The 16,499-nt window shown below is 58.5% G+C and carries 19 protein-coding genes; 11 read left to right on the forward strand and 8 right to left on the reverse strand.

The genetic code is table 11. The features are described 5' to 3' along the window. The 3 genes from KI787_10435 to KI787_10445 all read left to right on the forward strand — a co-directional run bounded on the left by KI787_10435 (position 1) and on the right by KI787_10445 (position 3,042). Positions 1-1,008 carry a hypothetical protein gene (locus tag KI787_10435; protein ID MBV6630369.1) on the forward strand — a complete coding sequence of 336 codons (1,008 nt, stop codon included), beginning with the start codon at positions 1-3 and terminating at the stop codon, positions 1,006-1,008. Positions 1,009-1,011: 3 nt separating this feature from the next. Beyond that, complete coding sequence (locus tag KI787_10440) at positions 1,012-2,061, forward strand: VWA domain-containing protein (protein MBV6630370.1); 1,050 nt, start codon at positions 1,012-1,014, stop codon at positions 2,059-2,061. Between the two features lie 378 nt (positions 2,062-2,439). Beyond that, positions 2,440-3,042 carry an arylesterase gene (locus KI787_10445; protein ID MBV6630371.1) on the forward strand — a complete coding sequence of 201 codons (603 nt, stop codon included), beginning with the start codon at positions 2,440-2,442 and terminating at the stop codon, positions 3,040-3,042. A 219-nt stretch (positions 3,043-3,261) separates the two neighbouring features. Here the strand turns inward: KI787_10445 and KI787_10450 are convergent, their stop codons facing one another. Further along, a complete protein-coding gene (locus KI787_10450; GenBank protein MBV6630372.1) occupies positions 3,262-4,854 on the reverse strand; it encodes an ABC-F family ATPase in 1,593 nt (530 codons plus the stop codon). 244 nt (positions 4,855-5,098) lie between these two features. Between KI787_10450 and msrB the strand changes: the two genes are divergently transcribed. Beyond that, entirely contained in the window at positions 5,099-5,527 is a 429-nt protein-coding gene (gene msrB, locus KI787_10455) for a peptide-methionine (R)-S-oxide reductase MsrB (GenBank protein MBV6630373.1), read from the forward strand. Between the two features lie 57 nt (positions 5,528-5,584). Here the strand turns inward: msrB and KI787_10460 are convergent, their stop codons facing one another. Then, positions 5,585-6,457, reverse strand: coding sequence for a CatB-related O-acetyltransferase (locus KI787_10460; protein ID MBV6630374.1), 873 nt, complete (start codon positions 6,455-6,457; stop codon positions 5,585-5,587). Positions 6,458-6,728: 271 nt separating this feature from the next. Next, on the reverse strand, positions 6,729-7,238 hold the full coding sequence (locus KI787_10465; GenBank protein ID MBV6630375.1) for a DUF427 domain-containing protein: 510 nt from the start codon (positions 7,236-7,238) through the stop codon (positions 6,729-6,731). Between the two features lie 156 nt (positions 7,239-7,394). Here KI787_10465 and KI787_10470 point away from each other — a divergent pair, with 156 nt between their 5' ends. Together KI787_10470 and KI787_10475 are read left to right on the forward strand one after the other, a co-directional pair. After that, on the forward strand, positions 7,395-8,573 hold the full coding sequence (locus KI787_10470; protein ID MBV6630376.1) for a hydroxymethylglutaryl-CoA reductase: 1,179 nt from the start codon (positions 7,395-7,397) through the stop codon (positions 8,571-8,573). A gap of 58 nt (positions 8,574-8,631) precedes the next feature. Next, on the forward strand, positions 8,632-9,288 hold the full coding sequence (locus tag KI787_10475) for a heme-binding protein (GenBank protein MBV6630377.1): 657 nt from the start codon (positions 8,632-8,634) through the stop codon (positions 9,286-9,288). Positions 9,289-9,473: 185 nt separating this feature from the next. Here KI787_10475 and KI787_10480 read toward each other — a convergent pair whose 3' ends face one another. Genes KI787_10480 through KI787_10495 form a run of 4 tightly spaced genes read right to left on the reverse strand, consistent with a single transcriptional unit; the run spans position 9,474 to position 11,464 of the window. Further along, on the reverse strand, positions 9,474-10,343 hold the full coding sequence (locus tag KI787_10480; protein MBV6630378.1) for a MipA/OmpV family protein: 870 nt from the start codon (positions 10,341-10,343) through the stop codon (positions 9,474-9,476). 6 nt (positions 10,344-10,349) lie between these two features. Continuing rightward, entirely contained in the window at positions 10,350-10,589 is a 240-nt protein-coding gene (locus KI787_10485; GenBank protein MBV6630379.1) for a BolA family transcriptional regulator, read from the reverse strand. Positions 10,590-10,621: 32 nt separating this feature from the next. Then, positions 10,622-10,921 (reverse strand): YciI family protein, encoded by a 300-nt coding sequence (locus KI787_10490; protein ID MBV6630380.1) that lies wholly within the window; start codon positions 10,919-10,921, stop codon positions 10,622-10,624. Positions 10,922-10,924: 3 nt separating this feature from the next. Continuing rightward, positions 10,925-11,464 (reverse strand): septation protein IspZ, encoded by a 540-nt coding sequence (locus KI787_10495; protein ID MBV6630381.1) that lies wholly within the window; start codon positions 11,462-11,464, stop codon positions 10,925-10,927. A 48-nt stretch (positions 11,465-11,512) separates the two neighbouring features. Here KI787_10495 and KI787_10500 point away from each other — a divergent pair, with 48 nt between their 5' ends. From KI787_10500 to KI787_10520, 5 genes are read left to right on the forward strand one after another with little or no spacing between them, the layout of a single operon-like run. After that, positions 11,513-12,133, forward strand: a complete 621-nt coding sequence (locus KI787_10500) for a threonylcarbamoyl-AMP synthase (protein ID MBV6630382.1) — start codon at positions 11,513-11,515, stop codon at positions 12,131-12,133. Between the two features lie 27 nt (positions 12,134-12,160). Next, complete coding sequence (gene trpS / locus KI787_10505; GenBank protein MBV6630383.1) at positions 12,161-13,153, forward strand: tryptophan--tRNA ligase; 993 nt, start codon at positions 12,161-12,163, stop codon at positions 13,151-13,153. Next, a complete protein-coding gene (locus tag KI787_10510; GenBank protein MBV6630384.1) occupies positions 13,150-13,968 on the forward strand; it encodes a segregation/condensation protein A in 819 nt (272 codons plus the stop codon). The genes trpS and KI787_10510 overlap by 4 nt, the downstream gene beginning before the upstream one ends. Beyond that, positions 13,965-14,732 (forward strand): SMC-Scp complex subunit ScpB, encoded by a 768-nt coding sequence (scpB, locus tag KI787_10515; protein ID MBV6630385.1) that lies wholly within the window; start codon positions 13,965-13,967, stop codon positions 14,730-14,732. The genes KI787_10510 and scpB overlap by 4 nt, the downstream gene beginning before the upstream one ends. Then, positions 14,722-15,633, forward strand: a complete 912-nt coding sequence (locus KI787_10520) for an rRNA pseudouridine synthase (protein MBV6630386.1) — start codon at positions 14,722-14,724, stop codon at positions 15,631-15,633. The genes scpB and KI787_10520 overlap by 11 nt, the downstream gene beginning before the upstream one ends. 113 nt (positions 15,634-15,746) lie before the next feature. On the opposite strand, the gene KI787_10525 is transcribed toward KI787_10520, so the two are convergent. After that, positions 15,747-16,424, reverse strand: coding sequence for a response regulator transcription factor (locus KI787_10525; GenBank protein ID MBV6630387.1), 678 nt, complete (start codon positions 16,422-16,424; stop codon positions 15,747-15,749). Between the last annotated feature and the right edge of the window lie 75 nt (positions 16,425-16,499).

A 16,499-nucleotide genomic window follows, 5' to 3' on the forward strand; every position in this document is an offset into this window, starting at 1 on the left:
ATGGCGCGCAAGCCGTCTTCGCCAGATACCTTCTTTGAGACGGTGTCTGATCTGATGTTCGGAACCATGGCCATCATGGTCATGTTGATGTGCGTATTCATGGCCCTCAACCAGCCCCGAGACCCCGCTTCCCCTCCGGTGGAACCGCAGCCAGAAGCCGAGCTGCCAACCATTGCCCCCTTCGATATTCCGCAGATGGGCCGCCTACCCGAAGAACAGGCAGTGGCAGCTCTGGAAGAGCGTTTGCAAGAGCTCCAACAAAGCCTGGAACAGGCGCAAAGCCAAAAGGAACAGTTGGAGCAGGTCACGGCCCAGTATCAGGGCTTGGAGGGCAAAGAGATTCGCGATGTGGAGCTCGCAGTGATGATCGATGTTACCGGCAGCATGCAGCGTGAAATTGATCAATTGCGCGAGAGCATTGCGCTGCTGGCTAAGGCCATGCCGCGTATCGTCAAAACTTTTCGCATCAGTGTGGTCGCCTATCGTCGAGACCCGCAAAATATCGACGTGACCCGTGTGTTCCCCATGCAAACTATCCGCCAGCTCAACGCCGATGGTGGTAGCAGCCTGCGGGCCTTGGAAAACTTTGTAGCGCCCATTCGCGCCGAGGCGGGTAGTGCCCCTTTTGAGCGGGCCGCTGACCTAGCCCTACAACAGTTTTCGGCGGCGGAGGCTTTTGATGGCCAACAGGCCCTGTTTGTGATCGGCGATGTTGGGCCGTACGAAGACCAATATCGCGATCAGACCATCAGTGCTGCGAATCAAGCCAGTGCGACGGCGGTTCAAAATCGCATCAGGCAGTGGACCAGGGAGGGGCTCCGCCGGCGCGCCATCTGGCTGTATACGGGCACCGACGAAATCAACGCAAGCTCAGGTGCCCAGCGCATCAAGTTCCAGCGCAGTCAGGATTTCTTCAAAGCCGCCGCCGCCAGCCTGCAGCAGGACGATGCCTATTCCGAGTCGCCTGGTGACATGCTGCCGCTGCTCGTCCTGGCAGCTCTGGGCTAGTTCATGTTCTCGCGCCGAGGGAAAACAACCCATGGAGGATTTTATGAGTCCTTTAGCGATGTGATTTTCGCCACCATGGCCATCTTCATTTTGTTGATGACCGTCTTTATGGTGGTCATCAAAACCGGTCAGGCTCTACCCAAGACACCCATTGTCAGTTCCACGCCGCAGGAGCCGACCTTAGCCAATCAACAAGCCGAGCTATTGCGCGAACGTTTTGAGCAAGAGCTGATCCTCCAGTCTCGGCAACAGGCCGCTGCCGCGCGTCGCGATGAGCTTCAGGCGCTGGTGTCGGGTCTGCAAGAGCAGCTCCAAGTCACCCAAGCGGAGATAGAAGCCGAGCAAGTCTCCGCGATTGATGCCCAGCGCAGTATCAATACCGTCACCATCAAAGAACGCATCGTCGAGATCGTGGTCGTGATCGATGCGTCCAACTCAATGCGCGACGAAATTCGCGAGCTGCGTCAGGTGGTCGGGCGTATGGCCCAGCTCTTTCCCTATGTCACCAAGGAGTTTCGGATTGGCATCATCGCGCACGCGCACGCCCGGAATGCCTCGCGAATGGAGCGTTTCGCCTTGAGTACCATTCGCCGTACTAGTGATGATGGGGGTGTCAGCTACCGGCGTGTGGCAGACTGGCTCAGCGCCATTCGCCCGCGCGGCGGAGCCTCTCGCGTACTCGAAGCCTCGGAGCTGGCGGTCGGTATGTTTGGCCGCCCACAAGCCAATCATCACCAGATTGTGATGGTCATTGGTGATGTGGGGCCTACAGAGATGGACCTCGGCGGTGCCATGCATCCTTTTGCGACCCAGCGCATGTCCCGCATGCAGCAGGTTTTGACGCGCTTTGCCAGCAGCCACCAAGACCGCAAGCTCATCATGCATTTCTCCGGCTTGGATAACCTGCGCGGCTACGATGCTCTGAAATACCGCCAGGCCCGGCGCTTATTCAAAGACATCGCCAACATCTCCGGACAATCGGGCACCTACAGCGAAAACCCAACCACCATGTTCGTCGACTTCTTAGTGGCCTCGCTGGAGCAAAAATCGTAGCCAGCGCGGTACACATGTACGCGTGGGCTTTGCTCCAACGGGGCGTTCAGGAGATCCGGCCATCCGGGTTTGAAGCGGATAGCGACTTATCGCCATGCCGTTATCGGGAGCTCCATGCTCAGCATGGAAATGATGTTGGGAATGATCATCGTGGGCGGGCTAGGGAGGCGCTTAAGAAAGCCGCGAGCGAAGCAAGGTGGCCCGCCGCCGAAGCGCAGAAGCTGCAGCATATAGGCAATATGTGAGGCTTCTTTTTTTTACTGGCGAGCACCGCCGGTGGGTCAGATTGCGAGCACAGCGATTTATTCAGCGCCTCCCTAGAGTAGGCGAAGACCTTCTCGGATCTTTGTTCTCATGCGTCATTGTCGACTCGCAAGGATGATTCATGCCCCGCTGCGTATGGGGATTTTGTTGGTTGTATGTGGGTACTTGCTGAGTTGCGGGCGTTCCACGCCGCCGCCTGATTTAAGCGCTAGTCGCACCATCCTTGCCTTTGGGGATAGCCTCACCTTCGGTTATGGGGCTAAGCAATCCCAGAGCTACCCCAGTGTCCTCGCAGAGCTCACCGGGAAGCGCGTCATTAATGCGGGTGTGAACGGGGAAACCACCTCTGCGGGTGTGCGGCGGATCTCAGAGTTACTGGAAGAACACCGCCCCGATGTGGTGCTGCTCCTGGAGGGCGGCAATGACCTACTCCGTCGTCAGAGCGTAGCAAGTATAAAAACCAACTTGCTAAGGATGATTGAGTTGAGTCAAAGCCACGGGGCGCAGGTTGTTCTGATTGCGGTTCCAAAGCCTGCGATTTTCGGTTTGTCGGACCACGAGGTCTATGCCGAGGTGGCGACTCAGGCCCAGGTATTTTTGCTGGCTGATGTGGTCAGTGAGGTTCTATCCGACGCTGACTTACGCTCCGATAAAATTCACCCGAACGCAGCCGGTTATCGCCAGATGGCCGAAGCCCTCGCCGTGTTCTTCCTCTAGGGATGCGCTCTGAGAAAACAGTAATTGAGGGCCTCAGCGAGCGAGGCAAGGTCGTCCGCCGCTGGAGCGACAACCGTTTTGACCGCATCAAAACGGCGCGTAGCCCCGCCGGGGCGAGCCGTATGGATGCTTCGAACAAGCCGCCGCAAGTTGGGCCTATGTGAGGTGCCTGCCGTCGCCTGGCGAGTGCCGCCGCCAGGTCAGATGAGGGGCGCAGCCTCAGGCTTGGCTGCGTAAATAGTCCTCGTAGCCCCCACCGAAATCTTCGTAGCGGTCACCTTTGAGTTCAATGATGCGAGTGGCCAAGCTGGAGACAAACTCGCGGTCATGGCTGACGAAGATCAAGGTGCCTTCGAAAAGCTCCAAAGCCATGTTCAGCGACTCGATGGACTCCATGTCCATGTGGTTGGTGGGCTCGTCCATAACGATGATGTTGGGCCGCTGCAGCATGATTTTGCCGAAGAGCATGCGGCCCTGCTCGCCTCCTGATAGGACGCGCAAAGGCTTGGTGATGGCATCGGCCGAGAAGAGCAGGCGGCCTAGGATGCCGCGAATGACTTGGTCATCGTCGCCGGGTTGGCGCCATTGGCTCATCCACTCGAATAGGGTCATATCGGAGTCGAAATCTGCCGAATGATCCTGGGCGTAATAGCCGATGTTGGCATTCTCAGACCAATTCACACTGCCGCTGTCTGGCGCGTATTCGGCTTCGCCCATGAGCATGCGCAGCAGGGTGGATTTGCCGATTCCGTTTTCCCCAATTACAGCCACCCGTTCGCCCACTTCAACAGTGAACGAGAGTTTGTTGAAAATGGCGTGCTCGCCAAAGGCCTTGCTGGTTTCTTCCACGACTAGGGCATTGCGGAAGAGCTTCTTTTCCATCTCGAAGCGGATGTAGGGGTTGGATCGGCTGGAGACTTTAACCTCGGCCAGTTCAATTTTGTCGATCTGCCGGGCGCGGGAGGTAGCCTGCTTGGCCTTGGAGGCGTTGGCAGAGAAACGAGCCACAAAGGCTTGCAGCTCTTTGATTTGCGCCTTCTTCTTGGCATTGTCCGAAATGAGCTGAGCACGGGCCTGGGTCGAGGCCAACATGTAGTCATCGTAGTTGCCGGGGTATACCCGCAGTTCGCCGAAATCCAGGTCGGCCATGTGCGTGCAGACGCTGTTGAGAAAGTGGCGATCGTGGGAGATGATGATCATGGTGGAGTCGCGCTGATTGAGCGTATCTTCCAACCATTGGATGGTGTGGATGTCGAGGTTGTTGGTGGGCTCGTCCAGCAACAGGATGTCTGGCTCGGAGAACAGGGCCTGGGCGAGTAGTACGCGCAGCTTCCAGCCTGGAGCAATCTCACTCATCAAACCGTAGTGCTGCGCTTCGGGAATTCCGAGGCCTAGTAGCAAGTCGCCAGCACGTGCCTCGGCGCTATAACCGTCAAACTCCATGAACTGGGCCTCCAGCTCACCGGCGCGCATGCCATCCTCTTCGCTCATCTCAGGCTGAGCGTAGATGCGATCACGCTCTTCTTTGACCGCCCAGAGTTCGGTATGGCCCATGATGACGGTGTCGATGACCGTGTACTTTTCGAAGCCGAACTGATCCTGACGCAGCTTGCCGATGCGCTCGCCAGGATCCAGACTGACGTTACCCGAGGTTTGCTGTAAGTCGCCGCCCAGAATCTTCATTAAGGTGGACTTGCCGCAGCCGTTGGCGCCGATCAGGCCATAGCGGTTGCCTTCGCCAAACTTCTGCGAAATATTCTCGAATAGTGGCTTGGCGCCGAATTGCTGGGTGATGTTGTTGGCAGCGAGCACGGTGATCGTCCTTGGAGATTTGGCGCCTGCGCCCTGTGTTCGACAACAATCGCAACAGACGGAGGCGGCGAGGGCACCTTGGCAAACCTCGCAATAGGCTAGTTGGGGAAGGCGCGGGCGCTGGATGGGCCGCGCAATGGATGTATTGTCCCATGCCCGGAGCTACTGCGCAGGGCTGCTAAAGTGGCAGCCATGTACTGATATGGTGAAGATCCAGGTTGATGTTGAAAGCAGAGGCAGGGCTATGCAGTTCGATCTAACCCCCCTGAGCGCCGAGCGCAAACAGGAACTGGCCGCCAAGCTCAATGACGAGGAGCGGCGGGTGCTTTTGAACCAGGGCACGGAGCATCCCTTTTGCGGTGGCCTTCTGGATAACAAGCAGGCTGGTGTGTACGCCTGCAAGCTCTGCGCGCTGCCCATTTTCCGCTCCGATTCCAAGTTTGATTCGGGTAGTGGCTGGCCGAGCTTTCATAGCCCTTACGCCCCCAATCACATTCGTGAGATTCGCGACACCAGTCACGGCATGATTCGTACGGAAATTCGTTGCGCGCGCTGTGATGGTCACCTAGGGCATGTCTTTCCGGATGGCCCACCTCCCACGGGCATGCGCTACTGCCTAAATTCTGTGTCTATGGATTTTTTTGCCGAAGGCGAGGCCTTACCTGAGCTATGAACACACGCGGCGCTGGCCGCCTGCGGTTCGTCTCGTCGGTGCTCTGCCTGTGGTTGTTTAGTCGTACAGGGGGCGGGAGAGCTGCTCTACTCGATAGCATCGTTGCTGCTCACACACTCGGTAGGTGGCGGGCATAAGTCGCTTTAGCTTGTTCTCGCTCTGGAGTTGCTCCAGTGTGTCTAAGGTGGCTTCGACCTCGGCGAAATCGAGCTGTGCCTTGTGCGGTGCTAAGTCGTAGCGCCACCACTGCAATACCAAAAACCGCTCCACTAGCGAAGGAGCGAAGCGGTCGCGAATGACCCTTGCAGGAGATCCCACCGCAATGGTGTAAGCCGGTATGTCTTGGGTGACGACACTCCTTGCGCCAATGACCGCACCATCACCAATACTGACGCCGCGCTTGATGAAACACCCTGCGCCAATGTAGGCCTCGTGCCCAATCTTGGTGAGTGGTGCACTCTCAGCCCAGGCTGGCTCATCGCTGTCTGCAGGTGCGAGGCGTGCAAAATCTGCGAACTCATACATGGCCGGGATGTGGCTGGGCCGAGTAAAGGCGAAGGGGTGGTTGCTAAACCAATCCATGGGGTGTTCAGGAGGGCCAATGATGCTGGACTCGCCAATTTGGGCGTACCGCCCCAGGCGTGTGCGATACACACTGGTAGTGCCTGCTGCATTGAAAAAGGTGAAAGCGCCAATGGAGCAGGACTTTACACGGTGCCCGAAGAGCCAGGCCGGACGTTCAAAGACCGTTTCTGCTTTGAGTAAGCTCCCAGGGGTTAAGGCCAAGCCATACCGGGCTAAATCGCCTGCATCCAGTGCTGCCGTCGCTGGAGGCTGTTCAGCAGCCGCAGCGGTTGTACTTGGCCGCGGGAGTCGAGCATTGTGCAGAGGCGCTTGAGGTGTTGTGGAATAAGGCGCAAGGTGCTGCATGGGTATGGTCCTAGCTCGGCGAGCGGGTATATGACGTCGGAGGGATTCTCTGGTGGGGTGCAGAGGTCCTAATCACCACCGGGGCGAAGTTGTGAGTGTGCCGCTAGCCACAGTAGGCAAAAGCCGGTGGCTTAAGTGCAGCGGTGTAGTCGACCCCGATTGGCCATGTCAGTTTCTGCTCACAGCCTGTCGTAGACCTTCGCTCGTTGAATGTGCCGAGTTCGCTCGCGCCGTGGGTCGGGATCAATGCGACTGAGCCTTGCATTCTGCGTTACCAATGTCCGGTACCAGGCTCACCTTTAAAAGGGCCGACCAGCTCAGGGGTAATCCACCCGCCGTAAAAGCGGCCAGCTTGAGGGCGTACTCGGACCTGATCCACAAAGCAGGCAACAGCGGCTGGGTAAAAGGCAACATGGTCTTTGATTGCGGCATACGGTTGCGCTGGTGAGGCATAGCTCCAAGCGATTGGCGTACCGGGTTGCGTTTTCAGGGCCCAATACTGCGCATCACCTTTCCACTCGCAGCGTGACGCTCCCGGCGCTGGGACTAGTTGATCCCAGTCCACACAGTCCGCAGGAAGATAAAACGTGGGTGGACTCGCCGTTTCACACAGTCTGAAACTCGTACTGGTCGCGGCTAACTGACGCTCGTCAGATCTAACCACCACGCGGCGGTGGTCGGCCATCAGTTGCGGTGGGCGAGGGTAATCCCAGACCGATTCCTGACCAGGTTTGGGTGCGATGGCAAAAGAGGGGCGTGTCTGACCCTTGTATTTCCACATGGCGATGTCCTCGACCCGGCGCCCGCTTGAGATGCCGGCCTTCAGGTAGACAGAGTGCAATCCCTTTGTTGGGATGCGGTCCGAACAGAGTACCCTTGCTCAGATAGCGCCGCAGCGTCGTGAACTTTGCAGCAGCCTGTCACTGAGAGGAGCCCCATGCGAAAGCCTATTCCCCGCATCAAGCATCAAGACTACTCCGAAGAGGCCGCGGCTCTGAGGCGCGCATTTGTTCAGGAGCAGACGGGAGAGTCCCTGCAGCATACGGCGCATTACTCCGTGGAGCCGGAGTCACTAGCAGGCAATATCGAGAACTTCATCGGCGTGGTGCAGATGCCCGTTGGAGTCGCCGGTCCGCTGCTGATCAATGGGCAACATGCGCAGGGTGAGTTTTATGTTCCATTGGCGACCACCGAGGGCACCTTAGTCGCCTCCTACAGTCGTGGTATGCGCGTCCTGTCTGAGTCCGGCGGCGTCACGGTGACCGTGGTTGAGGAGTTCATGCAGCGTGCGCCCTTGTTCGAATTTGCCAGTGCCCGACAGGCTGTGCGTTTTTCCCATTGGCTAGACGAGGTCTTCGCGCAGATCAAATCCGCGGCAGAGGCCAGCACATCGGTGGGGCAACTGCAGTTCATTCAAAAATGGGTGGTGGCTAATAAGCTGTATACCCGCTTCAACTACACCACTGGTGATGCAGCGGGCCAAAACATGACGGGCAAGGCCACGCACGCGGCATGCCAATGGATACTCTCGCAGAGTCCGGTGGAGGTGCTGTACTACGCCTTAAGCGGCGGTATAGAAACCGACAAGAAGCATTCCCATATGAATATGTTGCACACGCGGGGCAAACGTGTGATTGCTGAGGCGACAATCAAATCGGATGTACTGCGTTCGTTAATGCGCGCAGATCCGGAGGCTGTTTTTCGTTTACGCACCCGCGCTATGGCGGGAGCCGTTTTGGCGGGCTCCGCCTATAACGGCCCACACTCTGCAAACGGTATTGCGGCCTTGTTCATTGCTACCGGGCAGGACGAAGCCAATGTGGTGGAGTCGCATACGGGTATCACCTTTGCCGAGCTCACCCCGGCCGGGGATTTGTACTACTCAGTGACTTTGCCGTCGGTCATTTGTGCCAGTTATGGAGGTGGTACTGGGTTGGCGACGCAGCGTGAATGCCTCAACATGCTGGGCTGTTATGGGCAAGGTAAGGCGCGGAAGCTGGCAGAAATTATTGGGGCGACGGTTCTTGCCGGAGACCTCTCATTAGCGGCGGCTATCGTGGCTGACGAGTGGGTATCCAGTCACGACCAGCTTGGTCGTAACCGTCCCAGCTCCTAAGCACACGCCGACTGGGGTCGCCGAGACGATGTGCTGTAGATGGATGGTCACGATGGGGATGAACCAATTGTTGAAGCCGCTATTGATGATCATGATCCTAGGCAGCTTTGGTTTTGCGAGTGTATCCATGGCCACAGAAGAAGCGGAATATCGGGTGCTTGTGGCAGATAAGCCCTACGAACTGCGGTATTACCAAGGGCATGTGCTCGCTGAAACCTTGGTTGAGGCCGAGTTCAAAAAAGCCGGAAACAAGGCTTTCCGCAGACTGTTTCGGTATATCTCTGGTGATAATCAGGCTGCGCAAAAGGTGTCTATGACGGCGCCAGTCGGGCAGGTTCAGTCTGGTCAGACAATCGATATGACCGCCCCTGTGGGCCAAAGCAAAGTGCAGGGTCAGTGGGCTATAAGCTTCATGCTGCCAGCAAAATTTAGCGCGCAGACGGCGCCGCAGCCCACACACCCTGAGGTCTATATTCGTGCCGTTCCGCCACGTTACATGGCGGCTATTCGCTACTCGGGATTTTGGAGCGAGGCACGCTATCGCGAGCACTTGCGCCTTTTAGAAGGCTGGATCGCGGACCGCGGTTATCAGGCTATTGGCGAAGCTGTTTGGGCCCGCTACAACCCACCCATGCTGCCTTGGTTTTTACGCCGCAACGAAATTTTGGTGCCTGTGGATGCACCAGATCACGGCCCAAGGCATGAGGCGCCCTGAGTAGACAGCGCCAGACGGGAGGCTGAGCAGTGGACTGAGGCGTCTGGCCCCATGGCGTGATCTGTGGCTGGAGCATGACGCCGGCGTGTCAGTGTTTTTATGCCCTGCGAGGGGCTGCCAAAGGTATTGGCGGTGCTGAGCTCAGCCGGCAATGCTGCGCAACAAAAGTTATGGCCCGGACCTGCTTAGCTTTCTAGGTCTATGGGACGTGGCGGCCCCCAGAACCTCCAGCTCATGAAGCTGCCAATCAGCCAATACTGATCTTCAGGGCGCAGCGGGCTGTCGGCAAAGGCGGTGCCGCGCAAATCGTCGTAGCCCACATACCCCGAGACCAATAAGCGGCCTTGCAGCCAGTCCAGGCTGAAGTTGGCACGGGTGCCGTTATAGCCACCACGGCTGCGAAAGGCCGGGCGCTGCGCTGTTGCCAGTTCCGCAGGAACGTCATAGAAGTAGGCGTGGAGTTTTTGCTGTGCCCAAATAGGGCCAACGGCAACACGCGCACGAATAGCCTGTTGACTGGACACCACTCCGCTGCGCCAATGCAGGGCAACGCGAGGTTGTAGAGTCCATCCCAGCCACTGCGGCTGCTCGAAGTCCACACTCATCACGCCGCGCAGCAGAGTTTCGGCTCGCCAGTGCCAGGGGCCATATTGTGCTGAGCGCCAGCCTAGTGCTGGTCCTAGTTCCACGGTGGGATCCAGGTCCGGCATGTCGGTGCGCAGGGCCGAAGCGTCGCTATCGACCGGCAAGGAGCCACTGGCCGAGAAGCGCAGCAGGCCATGCGCGCCAAAACGTTTTTGTGCTTCTAAGCCTTCGCTGCCAATTTCAGCTTGGGGTGTCCACACGGAGAAGGTGGGCAGGGGCAAGACCAAGGACTCGGCTTCGGAGGCGCCGCGCCAGGCTGGATAGCCTGCACCGGCAACTCCAACACCCGCGTTCCACTGCAAATCATCAGGCAGCCAGTCCCAAGCTTGGGCTGAAAACGCATGCAGGCATAGCAAAAAGCCCAGCGTCAGCCGCCACTGGCTTCGCCTTCGCGGCGGCTTTCTCTTCATCGTCCCTTACTCGGCTGCGTCTATGGATAAGGCGTGGATCTCGCTACCCATCATGTCGTCTACGGCTGCATAAACCGCCCGATGACGAGCCAGTGGCGGCATGCCAGCAAATTCAGCAGCCCGAATGTGGACGAAGAAATGACCCGCTCCGCTGGCAGCGCCGGCATGGCCGGCATGCTGAGCGCTGTCGTCGCGTATGCTCAGCTCGCGGGGGCTGAAGGCCTTGTTGAAGCGCTCCTCCATCATGCGGATGCGCTCAGGGTTACGGGCGGGAACGCTCATGGTAATACCGGCTTGAAAGGGTGTACTTCGACGCTTTGAAAGACGCCTGCGGTGACGTAAGGGTCTGCGTGCGCCCAGGTGCGGGCAGACTCGATATTGGGAAACTCCAACACCATCAGGCTGCCGGCGAATCCGGCAGGCCCTGGATCGTCATTGTCGATAGCGGGCAGAGGGCCCGCCAGCAAGACGCGACCGTCTTCGCGCAGCGCCTGCATACGCTCCAGGTGCGCAGGCCGCACTTCCATACGCTTGGCCAGGCTATCCGGCGCATCGCGGCCGATGATGGCATACCACATGATTTAATCCTTCTCCGGAATGTTCATGTATGGCGCAGTAAAGGGCAGGTGCGCCATCACAAACAAAAACCAAGCCGCCGGGAAGCCAAAGGTTTTGACTAAGGCCCAGTTTTCGTCGCTCAGTTGAACGGCCAAAATGGCATTCACCACAGCCGATGCGGCAAAAAACAGCACCCAAGCGAGGTTCACTCGCCGCCACAGCTTATCGGGTAGGTCGACCATGGCCTGAGGCAGGCGAGCCAGCAGGACCTTATCGCCCACAAAGTGGCTGCCCAGCAGGATTGCGCTGATGATGCCGTACACCGCCGTGGGCTTGTACTTGATAAACAAAGGATCGCGGATGGCCAGCGTCAGGCTGCCCAGCACCACAGCAACAACCGCCGTGCCTAGGTGCATTTTGTGCCAAATGCGCTCGGTTACCCGGTAATACAGCACCAGCGCAACCAAGGCCAACATGAGCCATAGGGTGGCCGTGTAGATGTCGGCCCAGAGCACGCCAGCTAAGAAGAGCAGGGCCGGAGAGGAGTCAAGCAGTTGTCGCATGCCCCAATTATAGAGACACTGCGGAATTAACCCCCGCCCTCAGTCAACGTGCAAACTTTCACCATCCACCCTGAGAACCCGCAGCCCCGCCTGATCGCACAAACGGTGGCTAGTCTCCGTAGTGGAGCCGTGATCGCCATGCCTACGGATAGCACCTATGCCTATGCCTGCGCGCTGGATGCTAAAGACGCAGCAGATCGCATTCGACGATTGCGGGGATTTGGCAAGGACCACCTGTTTACTTTGATCTGCCCAGATCTGTCGTCGATTTCGCAGTTCGCCCGCGTGGATAACTGGCATTTCCGTATCCTGAAGGCGGGAACCCCAGGGCCGTATACCTTCATCCTCAAAGCCAGTCATCAGGTTCCGCGGCGCGTCCAAGGGGATCGTCGCAAGACGGTGGGTGTGCGGGTTTGCGCGCACCCCATCTCGCAGGCGTTGGTGGCGGAATTAGGGGAGCCTTTGCTGGCTTGCACGGCTTTTCTGCCTGGCTCTGATACAGCCGTGACTCAGGGCTGGGAGTTCGATGAATTGCCGCCCAAGCAGCTGGACTTGCTGATTGACGGCGGCGAAACCAACCATGCCCCTACCACCGTGGTGGACTTGTCGCAGGAACCTCCGGAGTTATTACGTGAAGGCCTCGGGGATCCCGCGCGCCTAGGCTTATAATGCTGGGCTTTTGCGAGGACGTACTCCGTGACGCAACCGGTCCTGCTCTCGGGCATCCAGCCCTCTGGCCAACTGACCTTGGGCAATTACATCGGTGCCATCCGTAACTGGACGGCGCTGCAAGCGGATTACGACTGCACTTTCCTGCTGGTGGACTTACATGCCATCACCGTGCGGCAGGACCCAGCCGCTTTGCGTGAGCGCTGCTTAGAGTTTTTAGCGCTTTACATGGCCTGCGGGATTGACCCGGAGAGCAGCACCATCGTGGCCCAAAGCCAGGTGCGTGGACATGGTCATCTGGCCTGGATCCTGGACTGCTATACCCAAATGGGAGAGCTGAACCGGATGACCCAGTTCAAGGATAAGTCGCGCAAACATGCCGACAACATTAACGCCGGGCTCTTTAATTACCCGGTGTTAATGGCCGCGGATATTCTGCTCTATCAGGCGCAGCTGGTTCCGGTGGGCGATGACCAGAAACAGCATTTGGAGCTCACGCGCAACATCGCGCAGCGTTTTAATCAAGTGTACGGCGAGGTCTTCACGGTGCCTGAGCCCTTCATCCCACCTGTAGGCGCGCGGGTGATGGGGCTGCAAGAGCCTACGGCTAAAATGAGCAAGTCGGATGATGCGCCGACCAATGCCTTGTACCTCTTGGATGAGCCCAAGGTGCTCACCCGAAAAATCAAACGCGCGGTCACCGATATGGATGGCACGGTGCGTTATGACCGCGAAGCTAAACCCGGAGTCAGTAACCTGCTGCAAATCTTTGCGGCGGTCACCGACCGCAAGATCGACGATCTGGAAGCCGAGTACGCCGATGCGGGCTATGGCAAATTCAAAGGCGATATCGCCGAAGCGGTAGTGGCCAAACTAGAGCCCATTCAGCAACGCTACCGAGAGTGGCGCGCCGATCAAGCTGCAATGGATGCCGTGCTCGCTCGTGGTGCGCAAGTGGCACGCGAGCGGTCCGAGGCGACTATTGCAAAAGTGCACGAGGTGCTTGGGTTCTTGCAATGAGCCAGGTGGCTGCCCCCGATTCTGCTTCCGCTGAGCCGCCCGCTGAGGATATTCGTGTTCGCGGTGAGCCTTTAGCGGAGCTGCCCGACGATCTTTTCATTCCGCCAGAAGCGCTGCGGGTGGTCTTGGATGCTTTCGAGGGGCCGCTGGATTTATTGCTGTATTTGATTAGGCGCCAAAACTTGGATGTGCTGGATATCCCAGTGGCGATGATCACTGCCCAGTATTTGGAGTACATCCGGCTCATGGATGTATTGCGCCTGGAGCTGGCCGGTGAATACTTGGTCATGGCAGCCTGGCTGGCGGAAATTAAGTCTCGCTTGCTGCTACCCAAGGTGGTCGAAGAGGACGGCGAAGAAGTGGACCCTCGGGCCGAGCTCTCCCGCCGCCTTCAAGCCTATGCACAGGTCCGCATTGGCGCCCAGGAATTGGACCTACTGCCGCGGGTGCACCGGGATATTTGGCCTGCACAGGCCCGCTATGAGGCGCCAGAGGCCAGCCTGCCCCCACCACCGGCACTCAAAGAGCTGCTCCTTGCTTTGCATGATGTACTGCGCCGTACCGAATTGGTGAAAGCGCACAGCATCAGCCGCGAGCCACTGTCGGTGCGCGAACGTATGAGCCGTGTTTTGCAGTATCTTGGCCAGCATCGCAGTGGAAGCCTGCTCAGCTTATGGTCACAGGATGAGGGGCGCGCAGGGCTCATCGTGACGTTTTTGGCCATATTGGAACTGACGCGCAATGGCGTCGTCGCCCTGGTGCAGCCAGTGGCTTATGGCGATGTGGAATTACGCTTGGCGGGACCTCAAGAATGAGTCAACAAGCTCTCACCGAAATTGTGCGTGCCCTGTTGCTGGCCGCCGATGCACCCTTGTCATTAAGCCGCATGCTGGATCTGCTGCGCGAAGCGCGCAATGTGGATCGAAGTCAGCTTCGCGAGGCGATTGAGAGCCTGCAGCAGGACCTAGAAAGCACCAGCTTAGAGTTGGTTGAGGTCGCTAGCGGGTTACGGATCCAAATTCGTGAAAGCTATACGCCTTGGATCCGGAAATTGTGGCAAGAGAAGCCGCAAAAGTACTCTCGGGCCCTGCTCGAAACGCTGGCCTTGATTTGCTATCGACAGCCACTCACGCGTGGCGACATTGAGGAAATTCGCGGGGTGAGCCTGTCGGCGAATATTCTCAAAACGCTGTTGGAGCGGGGTTGGATTCAGGAGGTTGGTCATCGTGAGGGCCCTGGTCGGCCTGCGCTTTTGGCGACGACGCGCCAATTTTTAGATGACTTCAATCTGCGGAGCCTGGATCAGCTACCGCCATTGCCAGATCTGGATGACCCACAGCGGCTGCAGGCGGCTTTGGAAGCCCTTGATATCGATATGGAGGGCTTGGTTGCCCCCGTTGATGAAGCCCCGGAAGGCCGCAGCGATGCTGCGCAGGCCGAAGATGCTGGGACTGATCCGGCGGCTCAGGCGCAATCTCACCCTGAGCAAGCTGTGGTCCCGGTACCAAGCCACCAAGCCGCTGAGCAGCCGCCCGCAACGGCGAACCCTGCCGAGGATAAACCCCAGAATGAGTCGTAGATCGGGCCCTCAAGGGGGCGCTGGCCGGCGGCCTAGTCGTCCCCGCCAAGCCGAGCGCGCGGCTGCCAAACGGCGCGCTGAAGCAGCGGCGAATAAGCCGCAAGACCCGCCAGAGCGTGTGCAACGTTTGCTCTCCCGTTTGGGCTTAGGCTCTAGGCGTGAGATTGAGGGATGGATTAGCGAGGGGCGGCTGCACATCAATGGTGAGCCCGCCGCTGTTGGCGCTCAGGCGACGGCCAATGACCGCTTCGAACTGGATGGCAAGCCCCTGCGCTTGCGTCATCAGGCTCCGCCGCGCGTTTTGGTGTACCGCAAGCGAGTGGGCGAGGTGGTCAGTCGCAATGACCCCCAGCAGCGCCACACCATCTTTGAGCGCCTGCCACGCCTGCAAGGCGGCCGCTGGATTGCCGTAGGCCGCTTGGATATCAATACCAGCGGCGTATTGCTGGTGACCAATGACGGTGAGCTGGCGGCGCGCTTGATGCACCCGTCTTATGAAATTGAGCGCGAATATGCGGTGCGGGTGCTGGGCGGACTTAGCGAGAGCGCCTTGCAGCAGCTGCGCGAAGGCGTGATGCTGGACGACGGTTTGGCGCGAGTGACTTCTATCCGGCCGGAAACCGACCCCGATCGTAGTGTGGCTAATCATTGGTACAGGCTCAGCCTGGCCGAGGGGCGCAACCGCGAAGTCAGGCGCATGATTGAAGCGGTTGGTGGTCAGGTGTCGCGCTTATTGCGCGTGCGTTATGGCCCGGTAGAGGTGCCCCGTGGGGTTGCCAGCGGCCGGAGCCGTGACCTCACCGCCGAAGAGTTTGCCGCCGTTTATGAGGCGGTGGGCTTAGCTGTGCCGCAGCGCGAGGAAAAGCGTGGGCGCCAAGCGCGTAGCAGAGGTCCGGGCTGAAGACCTGCCCCAGACCCACCTCGGGTTTAGCCAAGGTGAGTTCACGAAAAGCTAGCCAGGCACGTTTGTTAGCTCTTGGCGCAGGTTTGCGCTGCCATTGGCGTGGCCTGGGTCTAGCCCAGGCGGTAGCCCAACTTAGGCACGGTTTGCAGCAAGGCTTTATCGAAGGGCTTGTCGATTGCGGCGCGCAGAGTGTGAATATGCGCGCGCAGTGCATCAGAGTCCGGTGGCTCGTCGCCCCAAATTTGGGTCGCTAGGGTGTCCCGACTCACTAGATTCGGCGAGTCGCGCATCAGCGTGGCCAGCAGCTTGAGGTGAATAGGGGAGAGATGGATGGGTTGGCCAGCGCGACTGGCCTGCTTACGCTCTAAGTCCAGCTCTAGGTCACCCACGCGCAAAACATGCCCGACTTTTGGCCGACCACGGCGGAGCAGGGCCCGCATGCGCGCCATAAGCTCGGTAATCTCGAAGGGCTTGCAGAGGTAATCGTCGGCTCCGGCCTCCAGACCTTCGACGCGCTCATCGACGGTGCTGCGTAGAGTTAGCATGAGAATTGGCACCGACACATGCAGGTGGTCGCGCAATTCACGACACAGGGCAAAGCCGTTCATGCCCGGCATATTGATATCGAGCAGAACGAGGTCGTATTCGTTGTCCTGAATCAGCTGGAGCCCGCTGCTACCGTCCCCAGCCAAGTCGACGATGTAACCGCGATCATCCAACTCTGCGAAAAGCAGGTCTTGAATGTCCTCGTCGTCATCAACGATGAGTATGCGTGCGTGGTTATCCACCGTATATGTCCTTCAGTGCCTCAGTTCTTTGTATAACCCATTCTGGTTCGCAGCACAGCATGTGTGGTCCGTTAC

The sequence above is a fragment of the Oceanococcus sp. HetDA_MAG_MS8 genome (genome assembly GCA_019192445.1).
Lineage (GTDB): Bacteria > Pseudomonadota > Gammaproteobacteria > Nevskiales > Oceanococcaceae > MS8.

Excerpts from the sequence above, each read along its gene's own strand:
- KI787_10485 (MBV6630379.1), bottom strand. The coding sequence starts at position 10,589 with ATGATGGAGGAGCGCTTCAACAAGGCCTTCAGCCCCCGCGAGCTGAGC.
- KI787_10490 (MBV6630380.1), bottom strand. The coding sequence starts at position 10,921 with ATGTGGTATGCCATCATCGGCCGCGATGCGCCGGATAGCCTGGCCAAG.
- KI787_10520 (MBV6630386.1), top strand. The coding sequence starts at position 14,722 with ATGAGTCGTAGATCGGGCCCTCAAGGGGGCGCTGGCCGGCGGCCTAGT.
- KI787_10495 (MBV6630381.1), bottom strand. The coding sequence starts at position 11,464 with ATGCGACAACTGCTTGACTCCTCTCCGGCCCTGCTCTTCTTAGCTGGC.
- KI787_10475 (MBV6630377.1), top strand. The coding sequence starts at position 8,632 with ATGAACCAATTGTTGAAGCCGCTATTGATGATCATGATCCTAGGCAGC.
- KI787_10445 (MBV6630371.1), top strand. The coding sequence starts at position 2,440 with ATGATTCATGCCCCGCTGCGTATGGGGATTTTGTTGGTTGTATGTGGG.
- KI787_10480 (MBV6630378.1), bottom strand. The coding sequence starts at position 10,343 with ATGAAGAGAAAGCCGCCGCGAAGGCGAAGCCAGTGGCGGCTGACGCTG.
- msrB (MBV6630373.1), top strand. The coding sequence starts at position 5,099 with ATGCAGTTCGATCTAACCCCCCTGAGCGCCGAGCGCAAACAGGAACTG.
- KI787_10510 (MBV6630384.1), top strand. The coding sequence starts at position 13,150 with ATGAGCCAGGTGGCTGCCCCCGATTCTGCTTCCGCTGAGCCGCCCGCT.
- KI787_10435 (MBV6630369.1), top strand. The coding sequence starts at position 1 with ATGGCGCGCAAGCCGTCTTCGCCAGATACCTTCTTTGAGACGGTGTCT.
- scpB (MBV6630385.1), top strand. The coding sequence starts at position 13,965 with ATGAGTCAACAAGCTCTCACCGAAATTGTGCGTGCCCTGTTGCTGGCC.
- KI787_10470 (MBV6630376.1), top strand. The coding sequence starts at position 7,395 with ATGCGAAAGCCTATTCCCCGCATCAAGCATCAAGACTACTCCGAAGAG.
- KI787_10465 (MBV6630375.1), bottom strand. The coding sequence starts at position 7,238 with ATGTGGAAATACAAGGGTCAGACACGCCCCTCTTTTGCCATCGCACCC.
- KI787_10440 (MBV6630370.1), top strand. The coding sequence starts at position 1,012 with ATGTTCTCGCGCCGAGGGAAAACAACCCATGGAGGATTTTATGAGTCC.
- KI787_10460 (MBV6630374.1), bottom strand. The coding sequence starts at position 6,457 with ATGCAGCACCTTGCGCCTTATTCCACAACACCTCAAGCGCCTCTGCAC.